The sequence below is a fragment of the Rathayibacter sp. AY1G1 genome (genome assembly GCF_002932095.1).
In the GTDB taxonomy this organism is placed as follows: Bacteria; Actinomycetota; Actinomycetes; order Actinomycetales; family Microbacteriaceae; genus Rathayibacter.
This window is the reverse complement of sequence record NZ_PSUZ01000012.1, coordinates 51,877-64,419: the sequence shown is the minus strand read 5'-3', so window position 1 is coordinate 64,419 and position 12,543 is coordinate 51,877. Positions and strand designations below refer to the sequence as shown.

Here is a 12,543-nt window from a genome sequence, read left to right as displayed (position 1 = left end):
GCGGATCCGCGATGGTCCTGCGGGGTCAGCGGGGCCGGAGCCCCGCCCGGCGGAGGGCGAGGGCCGCCAGCGCGGCGGTGACGGCGGGGTCACCGGTCCGCCAGCCCGCGGCGGCCTCCGGGTGCGCGGCGAGGATGTCGCGGGGGGACGCCCGGGTGAGCGCGCGAAGGGCCAGCAGCTCGGTTCCGCCACCGGTCGAGCCGAGGGCGCGCAGCTCGGCGGTCCGGCGGGCGAAGCGGAGCCGGGGCCGGAGCCAGAGCACGGCCAGGAGCAGGAGCGGGAGGCCCCCGACGGCGAGCCCGGCGACCACGGCCAGGGCGCTCGCGAGCTGCTGCTGGTCGCGTCCGGCGGCGGCCAGCACGGAGCCGGCCCCGCTCGCCTCGTCGAACGGCGCGCGCACGGCGTCGCCGAGCAGGGGGATGCCGCCGAGGGTGGTCCCGGCGTCGCTCATGGTCGAGCCGAAGCCGCTGCCGGCGCTCTCGAGCCGCCGGCCGATCTCGGCCAGGCCGGCGATCAGCGAGCCGACCGCGATCCCCGCGGCGATCGCCACGACGGCCACGCCGAGAGCGAGGGCGTCGGCCAGGATCTGCCGCGCGCGGACGGCCGGGAGGTCGGCGTAGATCTGCATGCGCCGATTATCCGGCGCGCTCGGCGGCGGGCGTGTCCACACCGGCGGAAGGATTCGTCGAGAGGGCCCGGGATCCGCGTCACTCCGCGAGGTCCCCGACGTTCTTCCTCCGTTGTGACCACGTCGGCCGCCTCCGAGAGGTCTGCCCGACCCGGCTCCTCGCCGCTTCTAGTCGAGCAGGTCGTGCAGCACGACGACCTGCTCGCGCTCCGGCCCGACGCCGATCGCCGAGAACCGGGCACCGCTCATCGCCTCGAGCGCGCGCACGTAGTCCTGCGCGGTCTGCGGCAGGTCGGAGAACTCGCGGCAGCCGGAGATGTCCTCCTGCCAGCCGGGGAACTCCTCGTAGATCGGCTTCGCGTGGTGGAAGTCGCTCTGCGAGACCGGGACCTCGTCGTGGCGCACGCCGTCGACGTCGTAGGCGACGCAGACGGGGATGGTCTCGAGGCCCGAGAGCACGTCGAGCTTGGTGAGGACGAAGTCGGTGACCCCGTTGATCCGCGCCGAGTAGCGGGCGATCGGGGCGTCGTACCAGCCGCAGCGGCGCGGGCGGCCGGTCGTGGTGCCGAACTCGAAGCCCTGCCGGCGGAGGTACTCGCCCCACTCGTCGAAGAGCTCGGTCGGGAACGGGCCGGCGCCGACGCGGGTCGTGTACGCCTTGATGACCGCGATGACGCGGTCGATGCGGTTCGGTGCGACTCCGGAGCCGGTGGCCGCTCCTCCCGAGGTCGCGTTGGAGGAGGTGACGAACGGGTAGGTGCCGTGGTCGACGTCGAGCATCGTGGCCTGGCCGGCCTCGAACAGCACCGTCCTGCCGGCGTCGAGCGCCTGCGAGAGGATCAGCGACGTGTCGGCGACCATCGGGCGCAGGCGCTCGGTGTACTGCAGCAGGTCCTCCAGCACCTGCTCGACCAGGATCGCGCGGCGGTTGTAGACCTTCACCAGCAGGTGGTTCTTCTGGTCGAGGGCGCCCTCGACCTTCTGGCGGAGGATGTTCTCGTCGAAGAGGTCCTGGATGCGGATGCCGACGCGGTTGATCTTGTCGGCGTACGCCGGGCCGATGCCGCGGCCGGTGGTGCCGATCTGGCGCTTGCCGAGGAAGCGCTCCGTCACCTTGTCGAGGGTGCGGTGGTAGCTGGTGATGACGTGCGCGTTGGCGCTGACGAGCAGCTTCGACACGTCGACGCCGCGGGCGCTCAGCGCCTCGAGCTCGTGGAACAGCACCTCGATGTCGACGACGACGCCGTTCGCGATGACCGGGACGACGCCCGGGGTGAGGATGCCGGAGGGGAGCAGGTGCAGGGCGTACTTCTCGTCGCCCACCACGACGGTGTGCCCGGCGTTGTTGCCGCCGTTGAACTTCACGACGTAGTCGACGCGGCTGCCGAGGAGGTCGGTGGCGCGTCCCTTGCCCTCGTCGCCCCACTGGGCGCCGGTGATGACGATTGCTGGCATGGCGTGTCCTTCTCGACGGGAGGGGCGGGGGTGGGCGGGTGCGGCGCGGCAGTCGTGCCGCCTCCGCGCGACCAGCCGCTCGATTCTAGCGGAGGGGCCGGAGGACGGCTCCAGCCCACGAGGCCGGTGCAGTGCACGCCCGCGGCGCGAGGCCGCACCGGCGGACTCCCCGGCTCCGAGCCGGCCCGCGGACTCCCCCGGCACCGGGCCGCCCCGCGGACGCATCGCCGAGCAATGCTCTCGATCCCGTCATGCGCAGTTCACACGCGGCGCATAGATTCGAGGACGTTCACACTCCACTCATCACGCGAACAGGACCACGATGCGCAGACTCCGCGCCGCAAGCCTCCTCGCCGTCGTCGCACTCGGAGCCGCCACCGCCGCTCCGATCGCCTCGGCCGCCCCTCTCGACGACGGCGTCGAGCTCACCCTGGTGTCGACGACCGACACGCACGGGCACGTCTACGACTGGGACTACTTCGCGAACGCGCCGTACCCGGCCGACGGTGCGCTCGGCCTCACCCGCGTCGCGACCGAGGTCGACCGCCTCCGCGCCGAGAAGGGCGAGGAGTCCGTGCTCGTCATGGACAACGGCGACGCGATCCAGGGCACGCCACTCACCTACTACTACGGCCTCGGCGACGGCGCCGCGGGCGTCCTCTCCGGCGAGACGACGCACCCGATGGCCACCGCGTTCAACACCATCGGCTACGACGCGCAGGTCGTCGGCAACCACGAGTACAACTACGGGCTCGACATGCTCAGCGCGTACGAGGGCGACCTGAACGCCCCGCTGCTGGGCGCGAACGTCGTCGACGTCGCCACCGGCAAGCCGTACCACGACCCCTACACGCTGATCGAGCGCGAGATCGACGGGAAGACGGTCACCGTCGGCGTCCTCGGCCTCGTCACCCCCGGCGTCCGCGTCTGGGACAAGCAGTACGTCGACGGCGTCCTCGAGTTCCAGGACATGGTCGCCGCCGCGAAGCAGTGGGTCCCGATCGTGCAGGAGCAGGCGGACGTGGTCGTCGTCCTCGCGCACACCGGCCAGGGCACGGTCCCGGACGCCGAGTACGACGCCGCCGACCTCAACGAGGACGTCGTCAACAACATCGCGACGCAGGTCCCCGGCATCGACGTGGTCGTCGCCGGCCACAGCCACAAGGACCTGCCGCAGACGCTGTTCACCAACGTCGCCGGCGAGCAGGTGCTGGTCACCCAGCCCGAGTTCTGGGCGCAGGGCCTCACCGAGGTCACCCTGAACCTGGTGCCGGACGCCGCGGGCGGCCTCGAGGTCGACTGGTCGGCCGGGAACGCACCCGTCACGCAGCCCGTCTACGCGAAGGACATCGCCGAGGAGTCGCCCGCACTGGTCGACGCCCTCGCCGAGCAGCACGCCGCCACGATCGAGTACGTGAACACCCCCGTCGCCGACTCGGTCGAGGAGCTCTCGGCCGCGACCTCGCGCTACGAGGACACCCCGATCATCGACTTCATCAACACCGTCCAGGCCGAGACCGTCGAGTCGGCGCTCGAGGGCACCGAGTGGGCCGACCTGCCGGTGATCTCGCAGGCGTCGCCGTTCTCGCGCACCGCCGTCTTCCCGAAGGGGCAGGTCAGCATCCGCGACATCGCGGGCCTGTACATCTACGAGAACACCCTCCGCGGAGTGGAGCTGACCGGAGCCGAGGTGCGCGACTACCTCGAGTTCTCGGCCCGCTACTTCGTGCAGACCGCCGAGGGCGCCGTGTTCGACCCCGAGACCGGCACCAACGCGACGACCGAGGACCGCCCCGACGGCATCCCGGACTACAACTACGACGCGATCTCGGGCCTGGACTACGTGATCGACGTCTCCCAGCCCGCCGGCTCGCGGATCCGCGGTCTCGCCCACGCCGACGGCACCCCGGTCGCCGACGACGATCGCTTCGTGATGGCGGTCAACAACTACCGCCAGAGCGGCGGAGGCGCCTACCCGGCCGTCGCGCAGGCACCGCTCGTCTACGACGAGCGTCTCGAGATCCGCCAGCTCCTCATCGACTGGTCGACCGCCCGCGGCGTGATCGACCAGGCCGACTTCTACGACCCCAACTGGTCGCTGACGACGGAGCCCGCCGCCGAGGTCCCGGTCACCCCGGCGCCGACCGAGCCCGGCACCCCGACGGAGCAGCCCACCACAGCTCCGTCGCCGCACCCCACCACCACGGCGGCCCCCGTCGCGGGAGGCTCCGGCCCGGGCTCGCTCGCGAACACCGGCGCCGACGCGGCCGGCCTGATCGGCGGAGCCCTCGTGCTGCTGCTGTCGGGTCTCGCGCTGGTCGTCGCGCGACGCCGCCTCGCGGCCTAGCCGAGCAGGGCACGGGCGGCGGTCGGCGGGGTCTCCCGCCGGCCGCCGTTCGCCGTTCCGGAGGATCGCGGGACGATCGGGCCGCGGACCGGCGGCTCAGTCCCCGCGGCGTCGCGACCGGCGGGCCCGCCAGGCCGAGAACGCCCCGGTCGACCAGAGCGCCCAGACCACCAGCAGGGGCTGGAAGACGAGCCGCACCGCGCGCGCCGCGTCCGTCTCGAGGCCGAACGCCGGCGTCCGCGTCACCAGCTGCGAGATGTTCCCCGGGAAGACCGCGACGAAGAACGCCGCCACCACGACTCCCACGATCACGCGCCACCGCACGAGCACGACGAGCGCGAGCCCGAGCGCGATCTCGACGACGCCCGACGCGACGACCACCAGGTCCGGGTCGGCCGGCAGCCACGGCGGGACCTGCGCCTGGAAGGCCTGACGCGCGACCGTCAGGTGCGCCGTGCCGGCCGTGACGAGCAGCAGGCCCAGGAGGATGCGGGCGAGAGTGCGCGGGAGGGAGCGGCGTCCTCCGTCGGTCGCTGTGGCGGCGGTCATGCCCCCAGTCTGCGCTCGGAGCCCGCTCGCGCCGACCGCGAGCGCGTTCCGGCGGCGCCCCGTATCCTCGTTACCGCCCCGTCCGCAGACCGTGAAACGAGTTCCATGAGCACCCTGCCCCGCCTGATGGCCTTCGACCTCGACGACACCCTCGCCGCCTCGAAGTCCCCCGTCGACCCGGCGATGGCCGACCTCTTCGTGAAGCTGCTCCAGGCCACCGAGGTGTGCATCATCTCGGGCGGCCAGATCGGCCAGTTCCGGATGCAGGTGCTCGACCGCCTCGAGGGCGCCGACCCCGAGGTCCTCGCGAAGCTGCACCTCATGCCCACCTGCGGCACGCAGTACTACCGGTACGAGAACGGCGACTGGGCGCAGATCTACGCCGAGAACCTCACCGAGGACGAGAAGTCGCGCGCGCTCGCCGCCGTCGAGGAGAAGGCGAAGGAGCTCGGCTACTGGGAGTCCGAGACCTGGGGCCCGATCCTCGAGGACCGCGACTCGCAGATCACCTTCTCGGCCCTCGGCCAGTCCGCGCCCGTCGAGGTCAAGCAGGCCTGGGACCCGGACGGCGAGAAGAAGAACACCCTCCGCGAGGCCGTGCAGGCCGTGCTCCCCGACCTCGAGGTGCGCTCCGGCGGCTCGACGTCGGTCGACATCACCCGCAAGGGCATCGACAAGGCGTACGGGATGAACAAGCTCACCGAGCTGACGGGCATCCCTCTCGACGACATGATCTTCGTCGGCGACCGCCTCGACCCGGACGGCAACGACTACCCCGTCAAGGCGATGGGCGTCGAGTGCTTCGCCGTCGAGGGCTGGCACGACACCGCCGCGTACCTCCGCTCCTACGGCCTGTAGGCCGCGCCCCGCGAGCCTCTGCCGCGGCGGGGGCGCTGCGGCAGGGCGGCGCCGGGCGGGCGTCGTTCAGCGGTCCTCGTTCAGCGAGCCGGCGGCGGTGCCGCCGAGGGCGAGCCGGAGCCGCTTGGGCAGTCCGGCGACGACGATCGCGTGGGACTCCTCGATCAGCTCCAGCACCAGCCCGGACTCCACCGCCCCGCCCGCATCGACGGTCACCCAGTGCTTCTTGTTCAGGTGGTACCCGGGCTCGATGCCCTCGACCCCCGCGACGAGGTGCACCACGTTCTCGGGCAGCGCATTGACGCTCACGACGGGGCGCTCGAAGCGCTCCGACTCGAGCGCGAAGACCTTCCCGGCGACCTTCCACACCCGCGTGCCCGGGCCGAACGGGAAGCTCGCCTCCGCCCCCGCGAGCCCCTCGAGGAGCCGCCGTACCGCCGTGTCGTCCATCCGATCATCCTCCCGCACCCGACTGCGCCGGAGGCGGAACGCGCCCGCTCACCGGACCCGACCCGAGTCCCATCGGAGCGGCGCCCGTCGCCGCCGCTCCGGCGCCGAGGTCGGACGACGCGACGGCAGCGTCGGAGGAGCCGGAACGGAGCGGACGTCCTGATGGGTCGATGAGCGACTGCGGATGCGCCGGCGATCCTCCTCTCGCCGCCGGGGATCCGCGAACGAGCCCGCGCCCGGCCGAGGTGAGGCCGATCAGTCGGATCACGACGAGGCCGTGCAGCCGACGGAGACGCTGCACCTGAACGAGGAGGACGCCCTCGGGAGGCGGTCCTGCCCGTGCGCGCCTGGTGACGGAATCACGAAGGCCGTAGAGGCCATCCTCCGATCGGCCTTGTAGGGGTTCCTCGGGCGGGAAAGCGAGCGGGGAGACGCATCCGGGCAGCCGACACCGGAGCGCCTCATCCGGCCGGACTCACGGCCCGATCGATCCGCCAGGAGAGAGAAGGAACACAAGCGGGAGACGGCTCTGCGCCTCACCTGTCGATCAATCATCTCTCTTGCGGCAGAACAGGGCGACCTCGGAGTGAGGCGGATAGTCGTTCCGCCGCCGTTTCGGAGCCTCTCTCATCTGTCTCGAGATCGTCGAACCCCGTTGCGTGGAATTACTTGGTGTGCAGTAGTCTCAGGCCTGCCGCGGGAAGGACAGCCCTCTCGCGAAATCAATCGTCGCGGAAAAACTCTCGGGACGCTGCGACATGAGCAGTGGATCTTCCGAGGGAACGTCTGCCGTCTACGGCTCAGGTCGTTCGTTGAAGATCCGCAGGCCATTCGTCCAACCAGAGAGGCATATTATGTCGAACACGTCCCCTTCTGATTCGCCCGTTCCGGCTCGCAATGCGGTTCCCGGCCGCCGGACCGTCCTGCAGGCGGCCGCATGGACCACTCCCGTCGTCGTCGCGGCGATCGGTGCGCCGCTCGCCGCCGCATCGGCCCCGGTGACCGTGCGCACGGTCGCTTTCGTCGACCAGGAGGGTGGCGATGCCACTACTTCCTACACGACGAGCAGCTGCAACCCGTTCAACGCCTACCTCCAGGTGAGCGATTCCGGAGTTCCGGCCGCCGCAGGCATCGCGGTGACGGTGACTCTGCCGACCGCGCTGCGCTGGTACGACGGCACGGCCACACCTCGCACGCTGTTCACGGGTGCCGGCGGAAGCCTCCTCCTGGAGGGCTTCAACGGTCTGCGTTTCGCCACCGCCGGAGTCAGCCAGACGGGCACCATCACGGCCACGACAGCAGGCGTGGTGAATCCGGCCCAGCCGACCGTTCCCGTGGCCGATGCGACCACCGCAGCGATCGTGAACGGCACCAGCGGCACCCGCACCTCGACCTTCCGCGGACGTCGCAACAATGTCGAGTCCGAGATGCCGGAAGCTGTCACCACTGTGGTCGATTTCGCAGTCGCGTGGACCGGCGTCGGTGACACGGCTGCGTCTGCGACCTACCTGAGCTACGTCGTCTCCCAGGACGGCGACGTCTACTCGCACACCGCCCCCTCCGGCGGCTTCTACGAGTGGGACACGACGACCCCCATCCGCATCGGCATGACCAGCATCGCGGCGGATGACGGTCTGATCATCGCCGGCGGCGACCGCGGAGCCCGCCTGTTCTCGGCCAGCGGCAGCACGGTGTACGACTGGGACGGCGTCGCGCTCGCGGCCGCGCCCGGAGGCCGCACTGTCCTCGACATCGCCGTGTCGTTCAGCGACGACAGCCTGTGGCGGGTGTCGCTCGTCGCGACCGACGGGACGGCATGGGAGGCGACGAAGACCATCGAGGCCGGAGCGTCTTGGTCGCCGTGGACGCAGGTCCTCGCCACAGTCACCGGGCTGCGTCAGGTCGCCGCCGACACCCAGGTCTTCGGCGCGACGCGTCGCATCTTCGCGACGACGGCCGCTGTGTTCGACCAGGACGGCACCCAGCTCACCGCACTTCCGGCCGGACGCACGGCGAAGGACCTCGGAGTCGAGATCGGCGGCAACTGGATCAACGTGATCGGTGACAACAACCAGTACTACCGCACCCCGTTGAGCAACCCCGGGACGTGGGACAGCAACAGCACCGGCAGCCCCGTCGTCACGATCACGAACGTCACCAGCGTGGCGTCGGCCTCGACGCCGAACATCGGCATCCGCGCGTTCTACGTGGCAGGCGCGGCACTCTGCGGCTGAGCTGATCACCAGGGGGCGCCCTGACGACGGCGCGCCCCCCGAGCAGGACTCGCGGGTCCGGTGACGTCCTCCCCTCGATCACCGAGGGAGGACGTCACCGGACCCGCTCGTGCGAGCGGATGCCTCGCTCACAGGACGACCGGCTCGGGCGGACGGGGACAGGGCCTCGATCCCCGGTCGCGCTCACCGGCCCGAACCCGACACGACCCGAGCGATCCGCGACGTCCTGAACGGAGAGCGGAAGCGCCCCGGGAAGCCGTGACACGGCTCGTCATCGGCTCCGAGCAGCTCCCCGTCGAGGCAGGATCGTCCGCCGGCGAGGCACTCGCCCCCGGAGCGCCCGACCACGGGCGCCTGGCCGCGGCCGTGGCCGGAGCCGATGACCGCAGACGCATGCGCCGATCTCGGCTCCACGCCCAGGAGCACTCCGGCGCAGCACCTGTCCGTCTCGATGAGCACGAGTGTGCCGTCGTCGTTTCCGGCAGCGGAAGCGTCCTGCTCGTCCCTGCCGGCGACGACGTGCCCGCCGTCGGTGCCCGACGATCGTCCGCCGGTCTCCCCTCGCGAGCTCTCGCGGCGCCTCTCCCGAGTCTTCTCCTGCCGTTGCGCGTCACGCCCCATCGACAGCGGCGGGACGCCGCGACACCGCATCAGCACCGGACGCACGAGCGCCGACCGCGCGAGCCGAGAGACCTGAGCCGCCCGACGGATCCGACCCGCCGAACCACCTCGACTCCCCGTGCTCGGGACGTCTCCGCCGCCGACGTCCGAGCGGTCGTCGACGGCGCACAACGGAGGTCCGAGCGCGTCCTCATCGTCGGGGAATAGTCGGAATAGCCGAGAGCATCCCCTAGGAGGGGCCTTTGCGCGGAGCTTCGCTCAGGACGGAGGAGCACGACGCCCGACCACTACGCTGAGGGCAGGTCGCTTATGCGAGAGAACAGCGGTCAGTCGCAGACAGGGCTCACACGGTGAAACTGCAAACACCCACTTCCACGAAGAGCTCTTCCTCCGAGAAGGGCCGGAGCTCCTGGTCCCGAGCAGTGGCCAGAAAACTCGTCATCACCGATGTCCTCGTCATCGTGTTCTCGGTCTTCAGCAGTCAGTTCTTCTGGTTCGGAGTGGAGAGCCGAGAATTGTTCGTGGCCGGCCATCAGCCGGAGATCGCGGGCCTGCTCGCGAACTACTGGATCGTCTCCTCGATGATCGTGGTGCTGTGGGCCGCCCTGTTGAAGTTCTACGCCACACGCGAAGACCGTGTCCTCGGCGGAGAGGTGACGGAGTACAAGCGCATCCTCGATGCGACGCTCCTGCTGTTCGCCGTGATCACGTGCGTCGCCTACCTCGGCCAGATCGGCTTCGCCCGCGGGTACATCATCACCGCGCTCCCGCTCGGCCTCGTCCTGCTCTGGCTCGGACGCGGAGCCTGGAGGGTGTGGCTGCGGCAGCAGCGGAGCGCGGGCCGGTACTCCTCCTCCGTCGTCCTCGTCGGCTCGCCACGGAGCGTCGAGCACATCTACCGCGAGCTCGTCCGCGCCACCGGGGCCGGGTATCTCGTTGTCGGCGTGTGCATCCCCGAGGATCTGGCCAGCGATCGGGTGAGCGGGTGGGGGGTGCCTGTCTTCGAGAACATCACGGTGGATGCGGTGCCGGGCATCCTGAACCGGACCGGCGCCGATACCGTCATCATCACGAGCAGCGACCACCTGCCACCCGAGCAGATCCGACAGTTGAGCTGGAGTCTCGAGCCGAGGCGCCAGCACCTGGTCATGGCGCCGAGCCTCACCGACATCAGCGGACCGAGGATCCACATGCGCCCGGTGGCGGGCCTTCCTCTCGTGCACATCGAGACACCTCGATTCGAGGGCAGCAAGCAGGCCCGCAAGCGTGCCCTCGACATCGTCGGATCGCTGAGCCTCATCGCCGTGCTGATGCCTCTCATCGCCTCGGTCGCACTGGCCGTCAAGCTGACGAGCTCGGGGCCCCTGTTCTATCGCCAGACGCGGATCGGCATCAACGGCAAGCCCTTCGGCATGATCAAGTTCCGCTCGATGGTGGTGAACGCTCATGATCAGCTCGCCGAGCTGCTCGCCGCTCAGGGAACGTCCGGAACACCACTGTTCAAGATCACCGACGACCCTCGCATCACACCGATCGGACGCTTCATGCGCAAGTACTCGATCGACGAGGTCCCTCAGCTCTTCAACGTGCTGAGAGGCGACATGTCGCTCGTCGGGCCGCGGCCGCAGGTGGCGGGAGAAGTCGAGCTCTACGACGAGGCCGCGCGCCGGCGCCTCAACGTCAAGCCGGGCATGACCGGGCTCTGGCAGGTCAGCGGGCGGTCGACGCTCTCCTGGGAGGACGCCATCCGACTGGATCTCTACTACGTGGAGAACTGGTCGTTCACCGGGGACCTCGCGCTGCTCGCGAGAACCGTGCAGGCCGTCGTCGCCCCCGGAGGCGGCGCCCACTGACGCATCGGGCCACCGCGCGAGCGGCCGGTCCTCACATCTCGGTGACGACCGCGTCGTCGATGCCGACCGTTCCCGCGGCGGGGTCGTTCAGGCCGACGGTCACGCGGAAATGCGACGCCCAGGACGGCGCCTGGCGATCCACGCCGGTCGCGGGTCTTACCCGGAACGGGAGTGCCGCGGCCATCGCCGCCATCGACTGCGTCGTCGAGGAGACGGGCTCCGAGCGGACGGTGACAGGGATGCCGCGGGCGTCACGACCGGAGACGGTGACGAAGGACTCCGAGACGATCATCGACCCGTTCGCAGCGGCCTGTCCGATGACGAGGTCGGCGGCGTAGACCCGCCCGGGTCTGCTGAGCACATCGAACGAGAGACTCGTCTGTCCGGTGCCTGTTTTCCGGACCAGGAGCCGCCCTGACGCGACGGCGAGCGTGGCCGACGGGCTCGCACTCCGAGAGGTGGCGTCCGGAGTGTCCAGGTACGCGTCCGCGACCGTGCCCACATCGAAGGCTCCATCGACGAGCCGGTTCGCGGCGCGGTGGACGAGAACCGAGGTCGGCACGACGGAGGGCTCGTCCAGGATCGAGACGTCCGCCAACCGGACGAGTCCGGTCCCTCCGACGAGGTAGCCCGATGCCGGAGCGACGTTGCGGAAGGAGGTGCTCGTCACGACGATCCCGCCTCCCCAGCTCCTGTGAGCCGTCTCGAAGACTGTGGCCGCCGCCAGCGGGGCGGCGGCGGAGACCGTGCCGCCGTTGATGCTGATCCTGGCCGTCGTCGTCGCAGCGGTGGAGAACGCGCTGACCGTGCTCGCCGGGGTCAGGCGGACGGTCGCAGCGTGCAGCGTGACGGCACCCCCTGAAGCCTCGACCGCGCGATCGCATCCGCTGATGGCCAGCGACGTCGTGTGCAGCTCGCCACTGGTCGACGCGGAGGACAGTCCCGTCGTGCACGAGCGCACAGAACCGCCGACCATCGCGAGATTCGACCCAGGGGCAGTGCCGGCGACCAGGACGCCCGTGCCGCACTCCTCCACGGCCACGTGGAAGAGGCGCAGATGCTCGGCGCCGGGACCGAACCGGACACCCGTCTCGAATCCGATGATCTCCACTCCGTACAGTCCTGCGCCTCGGACGCCTGTCGCCGAGGACAGCTCGAGGCCGACGGATCCAGGAGCCGCTCGGCCGGGACCCGTGAGGCGCAGTCCGCGCAGGCTCACGCGCGTGTGCGGCGCATCATCGGAGGCCTCGGAGGCGGTGAGGACGAGCGCCGATCCCGACACCGCCGTCGCATCGACATCGCCTCCGGCGAACTCCATCGACACACGCGAGAGGTCGATCGTCAAGGGTGCTGTCAGCACGACGGGCTCGGAGACGACCAGGAAGGACTCGGTCGCGAGGGCGTGAGCCGCGTCGAGAGCGGCCCGGAGCCGCTGCTCAGCAGTCGCTCCCGGGAACTCGGTCGAGTCCCGGAAGCCGTCCAGCCGTGCGTCCGGGAAGGCGTTGGCCGCTGTCGCCGGGGGGGCCGTCGCCACCGCCGTCACGGCGC

9 protein-coding genes are annotated in these 12,543 nt (G+C 70.6%); 4 read left to right on the top strand and 5 right to left on the bottom strand.

The window, feature by feature from the left end; all coding sequences use genetic code 11:
* Nucleotides 1–25: 25 nt before the first annotated feature.
* Both C5C36_RS08480 and C5C36_RS08475 read right to left on the bottom strand, forming a co-directional pair.
* The gene (locus C5C36_RS08480) at nucleotides 26–628 is read right to left on the bottom strand and encodes a hypothetical protein (RefSeq protein WP_104247484.1); all 603 of its coding nucleotides are present in this window, start codon (nucleotides 626–628) and stop codon (nucleotides 26–28) included.
* Nucleotides 629–796: 168 nt separating this feature from the next.
* Nucleotides 797–2,083, bottom strand: coding sequence for an adenylosuccinate synthase (locus C5C36_RS08475; protein ID WP_104234282.1), 1,287 nt, complete (start codon nucleotides 2,081–2,083; stop codon nucleotides 797–799).
* A 322-nt stretch (nucleotides 2,084–2,405) separates the two neighbouring features.
* Here C5C36_RS08475 and C5C36_RS08470 point away from each other — a divergent pair, with 322 nt between their 5' ends.
* Nucleotides 2,406–4,430, top strand: a complete 2,025-nt coding sequence (locus C5C36_RS08470) for a bifunctional UDP-sugar hydrolase/5'-nucleotidase (protein WP_104247485.1) — start codon at nucleotides 2,406–2,408, stop codon at nucleotides 4,428–4,430.
* Between the two features lie 96 nt (nucleotides 4,431–4,526).
* Here the strand turns inward: C5C36_RS08470 and C5C36_RS08465 are convergent, their stop codons facing one another.
* A complete protein-coding gene (locus C5C36_RS08465; RefSeq protein ID WP_104247486.1) occupies nucleotides 4,527–4,979 on the bottom strand; it encodes a DoxX family membrane protein in 453 nt (150 codons plus the stop codon).
* Between the two features lie 105 nt (nucleotides 4,980–5,084).
* Here C5C36_RS08465 and C5C36_RS08460 point away from each other — a divergent pair, with 105 nt between their 5' ends.
* Nucleotides 5,085–5,837, top strand: a complete 753-nt coding sequence (locus C5C36_RS08460; protein ID WP_104222786.1) for an HAD-IIB family hydrolase — start codon at nucleotides 5,085–5,087, stop codon at nucleotides 5,835–5,837.
* Between the two features lie 66 nt (nucleotides 5,838–5,903).
* On the opposite strand, the gene C5C36_RS08455 is transcribed toward C5C36_RS08460, so the two are convergent.
* Nucleotides 5,904–6,287 carry an MmcQ/YjbR family DNA-binding protein gene (locus C5C36_RS08455; RefSeq protein ID WP_104309569.1) on the bottom strand — a complete coding sequence of 128 codons (384 nt, stop codon included), beginning with the start codon at nucleotides 6,285–6,287 and terminating at the stop codon, nucleotides 5,904–5,906.
* 854 nt (nucleotides 6,288–7,141) lie between these two features.
* On the opposite strand from C5C36_RS08455, the gene C5C36_RS08450 reads away from it, so the two are divergent.
* Together C5C36_RS08450 and C5C36_RS08440 are read left to right on the top strand one after the other, a co-directional pair.
* The gene (locus C5C36_RS08450; protein WP_146078822.1) at nucleotides 7,142–8,521 is read left to right on the top strand and encodes a hypothetical protein; all 1,380 of its coding nucleotides are present in this window, start codon (nucleotides 7,142–7,144) and stop codon (nucleotides 8,519–8,521) included.
* A 1,043-nt stretch (nucleotides 8,522–9,564) separates the two neighbouring features.
* Nucleotides 9,565–10,995: a sugar transferase gene (locus tag C5C36_RS08440; RefSeq protein WP_258063295.1), complete on the top strand. Its 1,431-nt coding sequence runs from the start codon at nucleotides 9,565–9,567 to the stop codon at nucleotides 10,993–10,995.
* 31 nt (nucleotides 10,996–11,026) lie between these two features.
* On the opposite strand, the gene C5C36_RS08435 is transcribed toward C5C36_RS08440, so the two are convergent.
* Nucleotides 11,027–12,529: a hypothetical protein gene (locus tag C5C36_RS08435; RefSeq protein ID WP_146076940.1), complete on the bottom strand. Its 1,503-nt coding sequence runs from the start codon at nucleotides 12,527–12,529 to the stop codon at nucleotides 11,027–11,029.
* Nucleotides 12,530–12,543: the final 14 nt, after the last annotated feature.